The sequence below is a fragment of the Roseateles sp. genome (assembly GCF_047654805.1).
Classification (GTDB): Bacteria; Pseudomonadota; Gammaproteobacteria; order Burkholderiales; family Burkholderiaceae_C; genus Pelomonas.
Window position 1 is genome coordinate 1,425,929 of sequence record NZ_JASGIV010000001.1, and the last position, 16,379, is coordinate 1,442,307.

Annotated in this window: 11 protein-coding genes; 4 read left to right on the forward strand and 7 right to left on the reverse strand. The window is 67.4% G+C overall.

Annotated features, from left to right (window positions below; translation table 11 throughout):
• The first annotated feature begins 628 nt into the window (after positions 1–628).
• Genes QM732_RS06450 through QM732_RS06460 form a run of 3 tightly spaced genes read left to right on the forward strand, consistent with a single transcriptional unit; the run spans position 629 to position 4,165 of the window.
• A complete protein-coding gene (locus QM732_RS06450; RefSeq protein ID WP_415655355.1) occupies positions 629–1,966 on the forward strand; it encodes an ABC transporter substrate-binding protein in 1,338 nt (445 codons plus the stop codon).
• Positions 1,963–2,679 (forward strand): response regulator, encoded by a 717-nt coding sequence (locus QM732_RS06455; protein ID WP_415655356.1) that lies wholly within the window; start codon positions 1,963–1,965, stop codon positions 2,677–2,679. Before QM732_RS06450 ends, QM732_RS06455 begins: the two co-directional genes overlap by 4 nt.
• Positions 2,669–4,165 carry an ATP-binding protein gene (locus QM732_RS06460; RefSeq protein WP_415655357.1) on the forward strand — a complete coding sequence of 499 codons (1,497 nt, stop codon included), beginning with the start codon at positions 2,669–2,671 and terminating at the stop codon, positions 4,163–4,165. Before QM732_RS06455 ends, QM732_RS06460 begins: the two co-directional genes overlap by 11 nt.
• Here the strand turns inward: QM732_RS06460 and QM732_RS06465 are convergent.
• The 7 genes from QM732_RS06465 to QM732_RS06495 form a co-directional block, all read right to left on the reverse strand.
• Positions 4,162–5,484, reverse strand: a complete 1,323-nt coding sequence (locus tag QM732_RS06465; RefSeq protein ID WP_415655358.1) for a sugar MFS transporter — start codon at positions 5,482–5,484, stop codon at positions 4,162–4,164. The two genes, QM732_RS06460 and QM732_RS06465, sit on opposite strands and share 4 nt — an antisense overlap.
• A 5-nt stretch (positions 5,485–5,489) precedes the next feature.
• Entirely contained in the window at positions 5,490–6,587 is a 1,098-nt protein-coding gene (locus tag QM732_RS06470; protein ID WP_415655359.1) for an acyltransferase family protein, read from the reverse strand.
• The gene (locus QM732_RS06475; protein WP_415655360.1) at positions 6,580–7,278 is read right to left on the reverse strand and encodes a GDSL-type esterase/lipase family protein; all 699 of its coding nucleotides are present in this window, start codon (positions 7,276–7,278) and stop codon (positions 6,580–6,582) included. Before QM732_RS06475 ends, QM732_RS06470 begins: the two co-directional genes overlap by 8 nt.
• 2 nt (positions 7,279–7,280) lie before the next feature.
• On the reverse strand, positions 7,281–10,046 hold the full coding sequence (locus tag QM732_RS06480) for a TonB-dependent receptor (RefSeq protein ID WP_415655361.1): 2,766 nt from the start codon (positions 10,044–10,046) through the stop codon (positions 7,281–7,283).
• Entirely contained in the window at positions 10,043–12,556 is a 2,514-nt protein-coding gene (locus QM732_RS06485; protein ID WP_415655362.1) for a family 20 glycosylhydrolase, read from the reverse strand. The genes QM732_RS06480 and QM732_RS06485 overlap by 4 nt, the downstream gene beginning before the upstream one ends.
• Positions 12,557–12,762: 206 nt before the next feature.
• A complete protein-coding gene (locus QM732_RS06490; protein WP_415655363.1) occupies positions 12,763–13,935 on the reverse strand; it encodes an MFS transporter in 1,173 nt (390 codons plus the stop codon).
• Positions 13,932–15,122, reverse strand: a complete 1,191-nt coding sequence (locus QM732_RS06495) for a serine hydrolase domain-containing protein (protein ID WP_415655364.1) — start codon at positions 15,120–15,122, stop codon at positions 13,932–13,934. The genes QM732_RS06490 and QM732_RS06495 overlap by 4 nt, the downstream gene beginning before the upstream one ends.
• A gap of 113 nt (positions 15,123–15,235) precedes the next feature.
• Here QM732_RS06495 and QM732_RS06500 point away from each other — a divergent pair, with 113 nt between their 5' ends.
• Positions 15,236–16,156 carry a LysR family transcriptional regulator gene (locus tag QM732_RS06500; RefSeq protein ID WP_415655365.1) on the forward strand — a complete coding sequence of 307 codons (921 nt, stop codon included), beginning with the start codon at positions 15,236–15,238 and terminating at the stop codon, positions 16,154–16,156.
• Positions 16,157–16,379 lie beyond the last annotated feature (223 nt).

The following is a 16,379-nucleotide window of genomic DNA, read 5'->3' on the forward strand; positions in this document are numbered from 1 at the left end:
ACGGTAGCGTTTCGAGAGGCGCGACTGTAGCGGCAGAAACAAGTGATGAATTGCCTTCCAGCGTAGCTTTGCCGAACGGCGCGAACAGGGATGACTTACGCGTGCGCGCCGACCGGTTTGCAGATCGCGGCCCTCGGTGCGCGCCCTTGAGTTTCGGTGTCCTGATCACAATAGACCCGTGCCCCAGTGTGGCTACCGGTTGACAAAAGTGCCCCCGAGTCCTCGTCGCTGAACCCGGTCGGGTTGTTGTTCAAGTGCTGGCGTTTGGTGGTGCGGCGACCGTGTGCGTGATATGCACTGCGCCCTTTTGCTAGCGACAAGATCTTCGGGGGGCCTGGAGCACTGCGGCGGCAAGCAGTCGCCATTCAGATGATCGTTGCTGAACGGCTCGTTGGCGTGTTCATGTCTGCCGACGGCGTCCGTATGGAGCCTTGCGACGGCAGTGTGCGCAGTGTCACTGGACAGCTGTGCTGCGGGCAAGGTCGCGGCGACGATCGAAACCGCCGGGGACGGTCTGGGATGCTTTGAAGGCGGGCGAGTCGGTGCGCGGCGGGAGCGTGATGCGACTTCACGGCTTGAGCGGCAAACCCTGAGCCCAGGCTGCGCGGCTCGCTCGCAAAATACGGGCTTGTTCGCAGTACCCCGCTTCCCCTTCCGTTGTCGACGATCCTGGGCCTCACGGCTGTGCATTGGCTTGCTGGCGCTGGCCGGTGTGGCCGCTGGCGCCGCCGACAAGCCTGGTGAGCTCAACGTGCTGCACTGGTGGACCTCGGCCAGCGAGCGCGCGGCGGCTGACCTCGTCGCCGCGCGCATGGCCGAGAACGGTCTCAAGTGGGTGGACGGTGCCGTGGCCGGCGGGGGCGGAGCGGCCGCCGTCAAGGTGCTCAACGAGCGCATCCTGCGCCGCATGGCGCCCAAGGTTGCGCAGCTCATCGGCCAGTCCATGAACGGATGGGCCGACATGGGCCTGCTGCTGAACCTGGACGACGTGGCAGCGCGGCGCCATTGGGCCAAGGTCATGTTCCCGACCGTCATGGCCCAACTGCGCGCCAACGGCCACATCGTGGCCGCACCGCTGGGCGTGCACCGCATCAACAACCTCTACGTCAACACCGCCCTGCTGCGCCGGCACCGTATCGTGGCGCCTGCCGATTGGGACGGCTTGCTGCGCAGCGCAGCACAGCTGCGCGCGGCCGGCGTGGTGCCGGTAGCCTTCAGCGACGAGCCCTGGCAGGTGGCGACGGTATTCGAGGCCTTGCTGCTGGGCGAAGCCGGCCCGGCGCTTTACCGGCGCATGCTGGTGCAGCACGACCCCAAGGCCTTCGAGGACCCGGCGCTGGAGCGCGCGCTCCTGCGGCTGCGCGCCTGGCGCCAGTTGGCCCAGCCCCTGGCGCCGGGTGCAGTGCCGAACGCTGAGCGTCCGTGGACGGATGCCGTCGCCGACTTTGCCCAGGGGCGCGCCGCCTTCTTCATCATGGGCGACTGGGCGCGTGGCGAGCTTGGGACGCTGGCGCTGGAGGGCGGGCGTGACTTCGAATGCCGTGCAGTACCCGGCACGGCCGGCATGCATCTTTACAGCATCGACACGCTGGCCATGCTGACACTCAGCGACGGCTCGCGCGCCGACCAGGAGAAGATGGCAGAGTTGCTCGGCACTGCGACGCTGCAGCTCGGCTACAACCGCATCAAAGGCTCCGTCCCGGTGCGCCGCGACGTGCCCGTCGATGAACTCGATCCCTGCGCCCAGGCCAGCTTCGCGCTGTTCGCCAGTCCGGCGACGCCACGCGTGCCCAGCTTCGTGCACCGCATGGCGGTCAGCGAGGTGGGCAAGAGCGCCATCGTCGAGACCGTGCACCAGTTCGCCCTCAACCCCAACCAGACGCCCGCCGCCGCCCAGCGCCGGCTGCAGGGACTGCTGCGCGCCATCGGCCCCAGGGCCGGGGCGGCAGCCTCATCATCGCCATGATCCGCAAGATCCTCATCGTCGACGACGACCACAAGATCCGTACCCTGCTCAAGACCTACCTGGAGAAGAACCAGTTCGAGGTGCTGCTTGCCCACGACGGTGCGAGCTTCACGGCCGAGTTCGAACGCCACCGCGACGACATCGGGCTGTGCATCCTCGACGTGATGCTGCCCGATACCGAAGGTTTCGCGTTGTGCCAGCAACTGCGCCGCCGTTCGGACGTTCCCATCATCATGCTCACTGCCAGCGCCGACGAGACGGACCGCATCGTTGGCCTGGAGTTGGGGGCGGACGACTACCTCGGCAAGCCCTTCAACCCGCGCGAGCTGCTGGCGCGCATCAAGGCCATAGGCCGGCGCACCGGACAGGACAAGCCGGCCTTGCCGCGCTACTACCAGTTCAACGGCTGCACGCTGGACACGCTGGAGCGCCGCCTCATCGACGCGCAGGGCCAGGCCGCACCATTGACGGGCATGGACTTTCAGCTGCTGAAGCTGCTCGTCGAGCACCCGGGCGAAGTGATCGACCGCGCAAGGCTGGCCGAGGCCACGCGTGGGCGTGACCTCGGGCCGATGGACCGTTCACTGGACGTGCAGATCAGCCGGCTGCGCCAGCGCCTGCAGGACGACGGCAAGTCGCCCGCTCTCATAAAGACGGTGCGCGGCTCCGGCTACGTGTTCGCGACGACGGTCACGCCGCGCCATGCCCTCTGACGCCGTGCTCGTGCCGCGCCCCGGGCTGCGGCGCTTGCGCAGCTTCCTGTTCGACAGCCTGCAGGGCCGCTTCATGCTGGCCATGCTGGCCAGCCTGGCGCTGGTGCAACTGCTGGTGAACCTGCTTTGGTACAGCCAGATCGAGCAGCGCGTGCGTCGCCAGACCGAGCAGGCCGCCCACCATGTCGCCAGCGGTGCATTGAACGCGGTGCGCGCGCTGCGCGAGCTGCCGCCTGCCTATCGGCCGCTGCTGATCGAGCAGCTGCGCACCATGGGTGGAACGCGCTTTCTCGTCTTCGTCAACCGCGGTGCCGTGCCGGTGCGCCCGCTGGCCGACCAGCCCATGGCCCGGCAACTGGAAGCACTTGCGCGCCAGGAGCTGGCCCGCCGCCTGCCGCCGGGCGCCGCGCTTCGCGTGGACCTGGCCTCGGCGCAGGGCCTGGCCGTGTCGCCTGATGGTGCGCTGCTGGACGAGCTGCCCGAGAGCTGGGTCGACCCGTCGCTGCTCGCCGCCGACCGGCCCGCCCCCTTCTTGGTCGTGCAGGTCGAAGCCGAGCCCGGCCAATGGCTCTACCTGACCAGCCCTTTGCCTGACCCGTATTTTCTGGAGCAGCTGGAATTCTTTACCTGGCAGCGCCTGACGCCGCAACTGCTCGCGCTCGCGCTGGCGGTGCTGCTGACGCTGATCGCCGCGCGCGCGCTGACGCGCCCGCTAGCCGGTCTGTCGCGTGCCGCCGCCCGGGTGGGGCGGCGCAGCGCGCCGCGGCCGCTGCGAGTCAGCGGCACGGCCGAGGTACGGCGCGCAATCCAGGCCTTCAACGACATGCAGGAGCGCATCCGGCTCTACATCAGCGACCGCGAACGACTGTTCGCGTCGATCTCCCACGACTTGCGTACCCCGATTACGCGGTTGCGCCTGCGCAGCGAGCTGCTCGACGACCCGGACGTGCAGGACGCATTCCACGAAGACCTCGACGAGCTGGATCTGATGGTCAAGACGGCGCTGCAGATCGTCAAGGACGCCGACATTCACGAGAACCGCGTACCGGTGCGCATCGACCTTGTGCTGCAGAAGCTGGCGCGCGACGCCAAGCTGGCCGGGCACCCGGTCGAGCTGCAGGCGCTGCCCATGCAGGTGCAGGGCAAGCCGTTGGCGCTCAAGCGCGCCTTGGGCAACTTGCTGGACAACGCGGTGTTCTATGGCGGCGAACGCCGCCCCATCGAGCTGCACATGGATGCCGGCATGACAGGCCTGGAGCTGACCGTGCGTGACCATGGCCCCGGTGTGCCTGAGGCGGCACTGGCGCGGCTGGGGCAGCCCTTCACGCGGCTTGACGCGGCCCAGCGCCTGCGCAAGGACGGCCTGGGCCTGGGCCTGTCCATCGTTCGCGACATCGTCGCCGACCACGGCGGCAGCCTGGCGCTGCGCAACCACCCCGAGGGCGGCTTCGAGGCGCGCGTGACGTTGCCGGCCAGCCCGGTTTAGGCGACGCTCCAGCGCCGCAGCCGGCTGCCTGCCAGCGCATAGAAGAGAATGAGCGCGTACCAGGGCAGCAGAACCCAGTAGGCGCGCTGCGGGCCGCTCACGTCGGCCAAGTGGCCGTACAGCATGGGCAGCAGCGCGCCGCCGGAGATGGCCATGATGAGCAGCGCCGAGCCGGCGGCCGTGTGCTTGCCAAGGCCTTCCAGCGCCAGCGGCCAGACAGCCGGCCAGACCAGCGCGTTGGACAGGCCCAGCAGCGCCAGGCACAGCACGGTGTCGGGCACGGCTGGCACGCCGGCCCAACCTAGCAAAGCCTGCGACCAGGTGCTTTCGCCGGACGAGCCCAGCGCCACGCCCAGCGCGAAGAGCAGGCCGCTCCCGGCCGACCAGGCCAGCGCCGCGCGCTGAGACAGCCAGCGCGGGATCAGCAGCACACCCAGTGCGTAGCCCAGCACCATGAAGCCCATCGTGTACGAAGTCAGCACGCCGTAGTGGGCGACGCCGAGCTGGTGGCCGTACAGCGCGATGGTGTCGCCGGCGATGACCTCAACGCCCACGTAGCCGAACAGCGTGATCGCGCCCAGCACCAGCTGCGGGTGCTGAAGCAGTCCTTGGCGGGGGGCGGCATCGGCCGGCGCATCGGCAGCGTCCAGCACCGGCTCGCGCAGCGACGAGACGTGGATCAGTCCCATGAACAGCAGCAGTGCACCAGCCATCACAGCGTAGGGGAACACTAGGCGTTGCGACAGGTCGTTGCGCATTGCCTCGCGCGCCGCCGCATCCAGGGCGCCGAGGCTGGCCTCGGAGACATGCTCCATGCCGGACAGGATCAGTGCCGTGAACACCAACGGCACGACGATGCCGGCGCCCTTGTTGAACAGCCCCATGATGGAGATGCGCAGCGCCGCGCTCTCCCGTGGGCCGATGCAGACGATGTAGGGGTTGATGGCCGTCTGCATCAGCGTCATGCCGCTGGCCAGTGTGAACAGGGCGATCAGGAAGATCGGATACAGCCCCGTGCGCGCCGCCGGGATGAAGAGCAGCGCGCCCATCGCCATGACACCCAGCGCGATCGTCATGCCGCGCTTGTAGCCGGTGCGCGCGAGGATGGCCGCTGACGGCAGTGCCATCACCGTATAGGCGATGTAGAACGCGAACGCGACCCACAGCGCCTGGAAATTGCTCAGTTCGCAGACGATTTTGAGAAACGGGATCAGGGAGCCGTTGAGCCAGGTGACGAAGCCCAGGATGAAAAACATCAACCCGATGAAGAACATCGGCAGCAGCACGTCGCGGCCGGAGGGAGTGGTGTTGGATAGCATGAGGGTCAGACTCGGACAAACCAGCGGCGGTGCTGCATCCACAGCGCGAGCGCCGTGCAGCACGCCAGCAAGGCGAGGGCGAAGGCCAACGAGCCGGTCTTGTCTCCGGCCCAGGGTTGGAAGACGTGGGCAAAGACCCACTCGAAAGCGGGCTGCCCCTGCAGGGGCAGCGTCCAAAGCAGCGACATCAGCAGCTCGGCGACCAGGTAGATGAACAGCGTGTTGCGGCCCAGTGCAACGAACGGCGTGGTGCCGAGGCGCCATCCCCGTCGGTCCAGCAGCTCGCGCAAGGCGGCCAGCAGCAGCAGGTCCACGCCGATGCAATGCAGCGCGTAAGACCCCGTCCACAGCTTCTTGTTGACGGGCTGCCAGCAGCTCCAAAGCAGCGCTGCCCCAAGTGCGAGGGCGCCGGCTGCCAGCAGAGGCCCCAGCCGTCCGCCCCGCCGCAGCCACTCGCCCGCCGCGTAGCCGGCGAGCACATTGACCAGCGACGGCAACGTGCCCAGCAGCCCCTCGGGGTCGTACGGCAGGCCCTCGCCACCATAGAGGTGCGTGGCGCCGAGCACCCACAGGTCGATGCGCCGTGCGGCGTTGCCTGCCAGGCTGAGGTCACCGCCGAACTGCAGCGTGAGGCCGTGTGCGATCAGGCAGGCCACGGCTACGACAACCACCGTGCGCGGGCGACACAAGTGCAGCAGCAGCGCCGCTCCAACCCAGCACAGCGCGATGCGCTGCAGCACGCCGAAGATGCGAAGCTTCTCGGCAGGCAGCCACGTCCAGCCTCCGTCGACCAGCGCGCCAAACGGAAAGTTGCTGACAAACACGCCGAGCAGGAACAGCAGCGCACCGCGCCGCGCGACCTTGGCCAGCACGGCCGCCGTGCCGAGCGACTGGTAGCCCGGCAGCGTCAGCGACAGCGCGTTGCCCACGGCGAACAGGAAGCTGGGGAAGACCAGGTCGGTCAGGGTCAGCCCGTCCCAGGCCGCGTGCAGCAGCGGGCCAAAGGACAGTGCCTCGCTGATCGACATGTTGACGATGATCATCAACGCGAGCGTGGCGCCGCGGAACACGTCCAGAGCCAGCGAGCGGCCAGGCTCAGTCATGACGTTGCTCGCGCAGTGCTGGCTCGATGAGCTTGCGCATCACGGCGTAGCCGGCCGCGTTGGGATGCACGCCATCGCCGGAATAGGCCGTTGGCAGGCCACCATCGCGGTCCACCAGTGCGGCGTGGTAGTCCACCCAGCCAGTGCGGTACTCGCGCGCCAGCGCATGCAGCAACCGATTCAGCGCCACGACCTGCGGCGCCGGCTGGATATCCGGTGCCCAGGGGTAGCGCTTCACGGGAAGCACCGCGCACAGCACGACGGCCACACCCTCGGCGCGCGCGAGCTGCACCATCGATCGCACGTTGCCGGCGATCGCCTCGGGGCTCATCGGGCCGGTATTGCCGGCGATGTCGTTGGTGCCGGCCAGCAGCACCACGAGGCGGGGCTTGAGCGCCAGCACGTCGGGGCGAAAGCGCAGGAGCATCTGTGCGGTGGTCTGGCCGCTGATGCCGCGGTTGACGTGGTGGCTGTCGGTGAACGGACCCGCAGGCTGCTCGCCCCAGCCCTCGGTGATCGAGTCGCCCATGAAGACCACGCGTGCGGCATCTGCTGGCCGGGCCTGCAGCGTCGCGTTGGCCGAACGGTAGCGCCCCAGCTGGGCCCAGTCGTCAGCGTCACCCGCGCAGGCGAGCGTTGCGGCCAGCCCCAGCAGAGCGGCCAGCGCTGCGGTTCTCAGTTGCCGGCTCATCATCAGAACTTGTAGTTGACGCCGAGCAGGTACTGTCGGCCGTACTTCTCGTAGACGCCGGGATAGAAGACGCCCGGCACCTTGCCGCTATTGGAATCCACCGTCATGCGGTTTTGATAGGGCTCGTCGGTCAGGTTGTTGACCTCGAAGTTGATCGACAGCCCCTTGAGTGGTCCGGCCTCGAAGTTGTAGCCGAGCTGCAGGTCTGCAATGCGCTCAGGCTCGATGGTGGTGTAGCCGATGTCACCCCAGATGTTGCGCACCGAGGCCATGTAGCGCGAGCGGTAGCGCTGCGCGATGCGTGCTTCGAATCCGTTTTTCTCGTAGTAGAAGACGAGGCTGCGCACCGTGCCGGAGAGCCCCTCAAGCGGGTTGTTCAGGTCGTTGTTCTGGTGGATGTTGCTGCGCGTGTTGGACTGTGACAGCGTGGCGCCGAAGCCGTCCAGCAGTGGAGTCAGCCGCCCGGCGTCCATGGACACGGTCAGCTCGGTGCCCTGCACGTGGCCGCCGTTGCCGTTGGCCACTGTGTCGAGCTGTCCGGCGTACGTGCGGACGGGGTAGCGCGGGTCACCCTTGAGCGGGTCGGGATAGCCAGTGAAGTCCCAGGCGATCCGCTGGGCGTAGATCGTGCTCTTCAGGTTCTTGCGGAAAGCGGCCAGCGACACATAGCTGTGCTTGTCGAAGTACTTCTCCAGCGACAGGTCGAAGGCATCGGCACGCCATGGATCCAGGCGCGGGTTGCCACCCGAGGCAGACCACAGGCCCTGGCCGGTGGTCGAGCGCGCGATGCCCGAGACTCCGGCACGCATGTCTTCCATGTTGGGCCGCGCCAGCACGCGGGCCAGGCCAAGGCGCAGCGTCGTGCTCGCACCGAGGTCGGCTGCCAGGTTCAGGCTGGGCAGCACGTCGGTACGGCTCTTGCCACCATTGACGGGAACGGTGGTTTCGTCCTCCTCGATCCAGGCCAGGCCACGGCCCTCCTGGCGGCTGCGCACCACCTGCAGCCCGACATTGCCATGCACCGGCACGCCGATGTCGAAGTCCAGATCCAGCTTGCCGAAAGCGGTCGCCACCTTCTCGCGTACCGCCCACTGACGATCAGGTGCAGAGCTGAGGTCGTCAAGACGCGAGTTGAACAACCCCGTCGCAAGCAGGTCACCGACGAAGAAGTTGGCAACCGACGGCAGGCTGCCGAAACCCAGCGTTGCAGGCGCCTTCAGGATGCCGGCCGGGAAGGCCAGGCTGTTCTCGCCTGACTTCAGGTCGTAGGCGTACTTGATGGCGCTGTAGTCCTTGCTGCGCTGCACGTAGTTCAGACCGAACTCCAGTTGCTGCAGCGCGCCCCAGTCCAGGCTCTTGCGAGCCGTCATACGCGCGCTTTTGAGTTCGTCGCGCACGCGGAAGATGCGCGACTCGCCCATCTGGCCCCAGTAGCCCTGCAGGCTGACGAGCGACGGATCTGCCCAGTCGACCGAAGGGACGAAGTGCGAGAAGCCGGTCATCGAGATGTCCGTGCTCGTGAAGCCGGACGGGCGTCCCGGGCCGGCGTACATTTCCGCGGTGCTCTCGTCGCGGTTGGCGCGTGACCAGGAGAAGTCGCCCACGGCGCTCCAGCCGTCTCCGAGCTTCTGCTCATGGTTGAGGCCGATGGCGGCGATCTTGTCGCGGCGCATGTTGGCGCGAGACACCACCTTGCCATCGATGTTGTCGATGGCGCCACCCACGACGACCTTGTCGCCACCGTGCTCGGCATAGACCGGGTTGCGGTAGGACGATCCGGCCCAGACGCTCATGCCGCCCTGGAATTCGCGACCTTCGAACTTCTTGCGGTAGGTGGAGTAGTACAGATCGAGCACCGTGTGCGCGCTGTCACTGGGCCTGTACTCGAGGACGCCCATCACGCCGTTGCGAACCTGGCTGGTCGCGAAGGCCGTGGCTTCGAAGGCCTGCAGCGACACGGCGTCACGGTCCAGCCCTGGGATGCCACAGTCGGGATCGCAGCCGTTGGCGGCGGGGTCGTAGATGTCGGTGCGGGCGGTATTGGCGAACCACCAGTTGGAGTAGTGCTGCTGCTGCTCGGGACTGTCGAGGTGGGCCACCCCGATGGCGTAGCCGAACTTGCGGTCGGCGGACTGGTCGATGTATGAGGCGCTCAGGCGCTTGCCCTTGTTGCTGAGGCCGGGGATTTGTTCGCTGTTGGAGCTGGCCTCCAGGCGCGCGTTGACGTTGCCCTGGCTGTGCTTGAAGTCCAGCGGACGCACCGTCAGCATGTTGACGGTGCCGGACAGTCCCTGAGTGCCGAGGGCGGCATCGGGAGTCTTGTAGACGGTGGCGCCGGACAGCAGCTCGGCGGGGAACTGGTCGAACTCGACTGAGCGGTCAGAGCCGCCGCTGACCATCTCGCGGCCGTTCAGCAGCGTCACGCCGAATCCGGGCGCCATGCCGCGGATGGATATGGCTGACGTCGTGCCGTTGACGCGCTGGGCTGCCAGGCCCGGCAGTCGCGCCAGCGATTCGGCGATGCTGGTGTCGGGCAGCTTGCCGAGGTCCTCGGCGCTGATGGCCTCGATGATGGAGTCGGCATTGCGCTTGAGCCCGATGGCGCTCTCGATGGCGCTGCGGATGCCGCTGACCTGCACCTGTTCAAGCTTTGCCGGCTCGGTGCTCTGCGGTTGGGGCTGAGGCTGCGTCTGGGCTTGCGCGGCCAGCGTGGCACAGGCCAGCGCAACCGGGGTGGCGAAGCGACGCAGGGTCTTGCGAGAAGTCATGGAGTTTCCTTGGCGTTGTCGTTGTTCAAGGCGGGAAGCTGGCTGCTGCGGCCAGGGCGACCGCGGCTGTCGAAGGCGGTCACGTGCACGGGGCCGTGGCTCACGATGGGGCCGGCGACTAGCGGGCTGGCGGCGGTGGGGGCGCTGCCGTCCGTCGTGTATCGCAGCGGCTGGCCAGCCCAGGGGTAGTTGACGAGAACGCGGCCGCTGTCCCGTGGGTCGCGCATCAGGCCAGGCGGCGCGATGCGGTAGAGCAGGTCGGGGCGTTCGGCGTCCAGCCGTGGCAGCACCTGCGTGCCGGCCTGGGCCAGGAAGCGCGCCAGGTCGGCGCGGTAGAGCGCAGGGGCCTTGGCCGGTGAGGCGGTGGCCCAGGGCGGGTTGGCACTCCAGGCGCGCTCGGCCATGGCCAGCAGGCGCGGCATCAGCATGTAGTCGGCGCGCGTGGCGTTTTGCACTGTCTCGGTGAACAGCGTTGCCTCGAGGCCGAGCACGTTGCGTCGGCCTGCCGATGTGAGCCGCTCAAGCTTGGCCTGCGAGGCAACTGCTCCCTGGCGCGCCGGGTCCAGCGGCACGTAGCCGAAGACCTCGTCCAGATCGACCAGGGCCGCCCAGTCGTGCCCCGGCTCGGCGGGATCCCGCAAGTGGGCCATGTCGAAGTAGAGATGGCGAGCGGAGGCGAGCACCGTCGGGTAGCCGGCGTTGGCCAGGCGTAGGCCGAGGTCCTCGGCACCGGTCGTCGTGTTCCAGACGTAGAGCGAGACACCGCGCCCAGCCAGCCCCGGGTCGGGCTTTCCGGCCCGCATGCCCATCTCTTCCCAGCCGGCCAGCAGAACGCCGTGGGAAGCGACGAGGCGCTGGATGCGGTCGAAGAAATGGCTCCACAGCGCTGGCGCGTCCTTCAGGCCCTCGCGCTGCATCAGTGCGAGACTGGCAGGCGACTGTTGCCAGGCGCCGGCTGGTACCTCGTCGCCGCCCAGGTGTAGGCGGCGCAGCGGCACGCCGGCTTCGCGATAGAGGCCGATGACTTCACCGACGACGGTGTCGATGAAGCGGTACGTGGATGGCAGGCCCGGATCCATGAGGTTGTCGTCGTACTGCTGCGCGGACTGGTAGCGCGAGCGGTCGGCGGGGTCGCGCAGCCGGTAGGCGTCGGCTGCCTGCGGATCGCTGGCGGCCAGCCGAGCGTGGCGTGCCTCCATGGCGACAACGGCGGCGCGCGCGTGCCCGGGCAGGTCGAACTCTGGAATCACGGTGATGCCGAGGTCCGCCGCCTGGCGCAACAGCGCGATGAACTCGGCACGGCTGTAGTGGCCGCTGCCTGGAGGCGTGCCTGCCTTCGGCCCTGAGGCATAGGCCGGTGGCAGCATCGCCAGCGGGTCGGCGGAGAGCCCGCGCTTTGCGCCGACGGCGGTCAGTTCGGGCAGTGCCGCGATCTCCAGCCGCCAGCCCTCGTCGTCGGACAGGTGCAGGTGCAATGTGTTGAGCTTGAGTCGTGCCATCAGCTCAAGCACGCGGCCGACTTCTTGCACCGTCATGAAGGAGCGCGCCACGTCCAGCAGCAGGCCGCGGTAGGCGAAGCGAGGTGCATCCACGAGGTGCAGCGCCGGCAGCGCGAGGCTGGGTGCCGGGCTGCCGGTAGGCAGCATCTGGCGCAGCGACTGCAGGCCCAATGCGACGGCAGCAGGTGTCGCACCACGCAGCGTCGCCCCCTGCGGCGTGATGCGCAGCTCGTAGGCCTCGGGACTGCTCTGGCCGCGAACGCGGCCGAGTTCCAGCCTGAAGGTTCCGTTCCTCGGCTGGTGCACCAGCACCGCATCGAGCCAGCCCTGCAGCTGGCGGGCCTGCGAAGCCAACTGCGGCGGCGCGACGACCTGCGGCGCAGCCTGCAGGCGCCACTCGCCCGCCGCACGCTGCCATTGAAGCGGCTTGGGGAAGACCGGTGGCAGCTCGATCCGGTCCACGGGCTGCATCGTCTCGTAGCGTGCATACAGCGCCCCGGCGTCGACCAATGGCTCTGTGTCCGCGGGTAGTGCAATGCGCGACCGGTCGATGGGCATGAGCCGCCAGGCCTGCGCTGGAACGGCCGCGTCGGGATGCGCGTCTTCAGCCACGAAGGGGGACTGCGGCGCCTTGGCGGGCTGCCACAGGATCTCTGGGTGGCGCAGCGTCACGCGCTGTTCGGCGCCGGGTGCGAGCGCTGGGAAGCCTTCGGCGGGCCGTAGGCGGTAGAGCGTGCCCTTGACCTGTTCAACGCGCATGCCCCCGGGCATGGCCCCCGACTCCAGGCCAGCCAGCACGGTGAAGTACAGCGACCAGCCCTGCACCGGCAGGGGCGCGGCGCCCGCGTTGCGTAGCGCCAGCACGGCCTGGGTCTGCCCGTCGGGTGCGCCGCTGCTGACGCCCGCGCGCTCCAGCGTCCAGCTCAGGTCCAGGCGTGGCGGCTCGGCCCGAGCCAAGCCAGCCACGATGACCGCCGCAGCGGCAAAAAGGATGTGCCGCATGTCGGCCATAAACCTCGTCTCCTCCCGTGTTTGGGTCGACGCGAGGATGCCATGTGCCCCTAGGGGAACCCATGCTTCAGGGCCGGTTCTTCGCCCTTTCCAACCAATCTCCAGGCTGTGTCATGCAGCGGGAGCTTTTGCAAGGTTTTGCAAGGTAAAACGTCAGGGTTCTCACCCGTATGGCCGGCGCTTCAACAGCGTCCATCGGTCAGTACTCAGGCCGCCGGGGCGGGGAAGCCATGGCGCCTGGCAGAGCCCGCCACCAGAAGTGTTGCCAGCAGCAGCGCCAGCAGCGCAGGTGAGAAGGCCCCTGCACCGAGGTTGTCCAACAGCACGCCGCCGACGATGCCGCCACCGGCAATTGCCGTGTTCCAGGTTGTGACCAACATGGATTGCGCGACATCCGTGGCGCCATTGGCGGCTCTGGCCAATGCGGTCTGGAACAAGGTCGCGGCGCCACCAAAAGCAAGTCCCCATGCCCCCACCGCTGCATAGACGGCGTTGGCCTCGGTGCCTGCCAGGCCCAGCACCATCGCCGAGAGTCCGAACAAGGCCGTGCTCGCCAGCGTCAGCGCGCGCAGATGCTGGTCTATCAGTACACCGATGACCCAGATGCCTAGCAGTGATGCGGTACCGAAGACCAGCAACACCAGATCCGTGCGGTCCACCAGGCCGGCCTCAAGCAGGAACGGGGTGATGTACGTGTAGAGAATGTTGTGTGCGAGGACGAAGGCCATCACCACGAACAGCACTGGGCGAACACCCGGGAGCGTGAACACCCGCAGCAACGGCAGGCGTTCCTCGGCAGCCTGCGCCGCGAAGTCAGGCACTTTCAGGCGCACCCAGACCATCAGCGCCAGCGCCAGCAGGCTCATGCTGCCAAAGCAAGCGCGCCAACCCACCAGATGGCCCAGGAAGGTGCCGGCAGGCACGCCCAACGAAAGCGCCAGCGGCGTGCCTGCCATCGCGATGGCGATGGCGCGGCCCTTTTGATGTTCAGGCACCATCCGCGCTGCATAGCCGGCCAGCAGCGCCCACAGCAAGCCCGCCGAAACGCCCGCCAGGAAGCGTGCCACCATGGTGAGCACATAGCTTGCAGAGAGCGCCGTCACTGTGTTGGCGATGGTGAAGCCGGCTATGGCGGCAAGCAGCAGCGGCCGGCGGCGAATCCCTCGCGTGGCGACAGTCAGCGGGATGGCGGTGACCAGGGAACCTATTGCATAGAGCGTGACGGTCTGGCCGACCCATGCTTGCGAGACGCCCAGCCCTTGCGCCATCTGGGGCAGCAAGCCGGCTGGAAGCGCTTCGGTCAGGATGGTGACGAAGGCCGCCATCGATAGCGCCAGCAGCGAGCCGACAGGCATGCGATCTTTCGCTGCCGAGGTCATCGCCCTGCCTCCAGGGCGGTGTAGACCGCGTCGCGCAGGTCGGTGACGAAACGCCCCGACATGCCCTCGTACAAGGTGTTGGTGAACGCCACGACGCTGAGCCCTCGCTTGCAATCTACGAACCAGGAGTGCCCGTAAGCGCCTCCCCAGCGCCAGGTGCCTTCCGATTCAGGCGAAGCAGCCAGCGTCGGGTCGCGCATGACCGAGAACCCCAGCCCGAAGCCGAAACCTGGCACGTTGGGCAGATCTTGACCGCCCGTCTGGTCTCGGCCCATTTCCGCAATCAACCCGCGGGGCAGAAGCGGACTGTCCTGGCGCAAGGCTTCCAGCAGCCGCATGAAGTCCTCAGCCGTTGCCGCCATGCCCGCGCCGCCAGAGGGAAACGCCTTTGGATCGAAGATGCGCTCCGGGCTGTAGACGATCCCGACTGCCCCCTCAAATGGCGAAACGGTTTCGCCCTCCGTCAATGGGTGCGGTCGGGGGGTGTCGCTCACGTAGGCGGTCGCAACGCGCTGCGCGTCCTGCGCAACAAAGCATGTGTCGGCCATGCCGAGCGGGCCGGTCACGAGCTGGCGTACGGCTGACTCCAGTGGCGCGCCGTGGACTTTCTCGATCAGGGCGCCGAGCACGTCGGTTGCGAGCGAATAGCCCCAGGCTGTTCCCGGCTCATACAGCAATGGCACTGCGGCGATGCGTCGCAGGTTCTCTGCCAAGCTGAGCGTCGATGTATCCATGCCGTCCGAAACGCCGGCCTGTGCATAGGGACCATCCGCAGCGGTCTCGAAGAAGCGGTAGCCCAACCCGGCCGTGTGGCTGAGCAACTGCCGCACGGTGATCCGCGCAGCCCGACCATCGGCCGTCCGCGGTCGGAACTCGGGTAGCCAGCAATCGATGCCGTCGTCCAGATTGAGCCGCCCTTGTGCGACCAGCACCAGAGCCGCTGCCGAGACGATGGGCTTGCTTGCCGATGCCAGGCGGAAGATCGCATCCACGGTCATGGGCCGACGGCTTTCGCGGTCGGCCCAGCCTGCCGCCTGCCGGTGAATCACTGTGCCGTTGTGGACCACCAGGACCACGGCGCCCACCAGGCGCTGTTCATCCAGCGCCAGTTGAATGGCGGCTTGGATGGGGGCGGACAGATGCCCGGATGGGATGCCAGAGGGCGAAGGAAATGCGGGAGTCGTCATAGGGACCTGTTCTCATCAATGAACATGTCCGTCACGATAGGAATCCTCGGATTAAAGAAAAAGCCGGGTAGAGTTCCGTTTTAAGCGGAACTTTTTGTCCGCAATGGAGTCCAGTGGAAAGCCTGAATGGCTTCATGGTGTTCGTGCAGGTTGCCGAGACACGCAGCTTTGTTGCCGCCGGTCGGCTGCTGGGCGTATCTGCGTCCGCCATCGGCAAGAGCGTGGTGCGGCTGGAGGAGAAGCTCGGTGTGCGCCTGTTCCATCGCAGCACGCGCAGCGTCACGCTGACGGCCGAGGGCACGCTGTTCCTGGCGCGCAGCCGCCGCATCCTGGCCGAGATTGAAGCGGCGGAGCAGGAGCTGTCACAGGCGAGCGCAACGCCGCGGGGCCGCCTGCGGGTCAGTCTGCCCCTGGTCAGTTCGCTGGTGCTGCCCGTACTCGGCGAGTTCATGCGTGAGTACCCGGACATCGAGCTGGACCTGGACTTCACCGACCGCCTGGTCGATGTGATCGAGGAGGGTTTCGATGCCGTGGTCAGGACCGGTGATCCAACGGACTCGCGCCTGTCGGCGCGCAGGCTTGGCGCCTTCCGATCGATGTTGGTTGCCTCGCCCGACTATCTGGCGCGGCGGGGCACACCCAAGGTGCCTGCAGACTTGCTGCAGCACGCCTGCCTGCACTACCGGTTTCCCAACAGTGGCAAGCTGGAGGCATGGGCATTGCGCCGTACTGCCGATGTGGCCGAGTTGCCGCTGCCCACCTCGATGATCTGCAACAACATCGAGACGCGCGTGTGCTTTGCACTGCAGGGTTTGGGGATCGCCTATCTGCCGGAGTTCTCGATCCGGGAGCCTCTTTCGGACGGACGGTTGGAAGCCGTGCTGGCTGACCACGTGGAACGCACAGGCGTCTTCCACGTCCTCTGGCCCGCCAGCAAGCACCCTTCGCCCAAAGTCCGTGCCTTCGTCGACTTTCTTTGCGCCCGGGTGTTCCCATCCAGCGATGCAGGGCAGTCAGCCGCGCGCGGCAACTGACGCGTCACCTTGGTCGCCTGGCGTGCCAGATGCGAGTTCTTGGCGCCGCGGAGGGTGCTTGGGCTGACGCGAATGCAGTCGGTGCATCCGCACACGTGAGGGTTCGCAAGACGTGCCGGTCATGATTGGCTGTTTCCGCGTTCGATAGTGGGTCGATGTGGATGGGCGGCCATACCAGCACCAACTGGTACAGGATGCGCTGTCGTCCATGCTGTGCTGAGGT

Bases quoted from the DNA above. Each gene is read 5' to 3' on its own strand.
- QM732_RS06455 (WP_415655356.1), top strand. From the start codon at position 1,963: ATGATCCGCAAGATCCTCATCGTCGACGACGACCACAAGATCCGTACC.
- QM732_RS06460 (WP_415655357.1), top strand. From the start codon at position 2,669: ATGCCCTCTGACGCCGTGCTCGTGCCGCGCCCCGGGCTGCGGCGCTTG.
- QM732_RS06465 (WP_415655358.1), bottom strand. From the start codon at position 5,484: ATGCTATCCAACACCACTCCCTCCGGCCGCGACGTGCTGCTGCCGATG.
- QM732_RS06470 (WP_415655359.1), bottom strand. From the start codon at position 6,587: ATGACTGAGCCTGGCCGCTCGCTGGCTCTGGACGTGTTCCGCGGCGCC.
- QM732_RS06475 (WP_415655360.1), bottom strand. From the start codon at position 7,278: ATGAGCCGGCAACTGAGAACCGCAGCGCTGGCCGCTCTGCTGGGGCTG.
- QM732_RS06480 (WP_415655361.1), bottom strand. From the start codon at position 10,046: ATGACTTCTCGCAAGACCCTGCGTCGCTTCGCCACCCCGGTTGCGCTG.
- QM732_RS06485 (WP_415655362.1), bottom strand. From the start codon at position 12,556: ATGGCCGACATGCGGCACATCCTTTTTGCCGCTGCGGCGGTCATCGTG.
- QM732_RS06490 (WP_415655363.1), bottom strand. From the start codon at position 13,935: ATGACCTCGGCAGCGAAAGATCGCATGCCTGTCGGCTCGCTGCTGGCG.
- QM732_RS06495 (WP_415655364.1), bottom strand. From the start codon at position 15,122: ATGACGACTCCCGCATTTCCTTCGCCCTCTGGCATCCCATCCGGGCAT.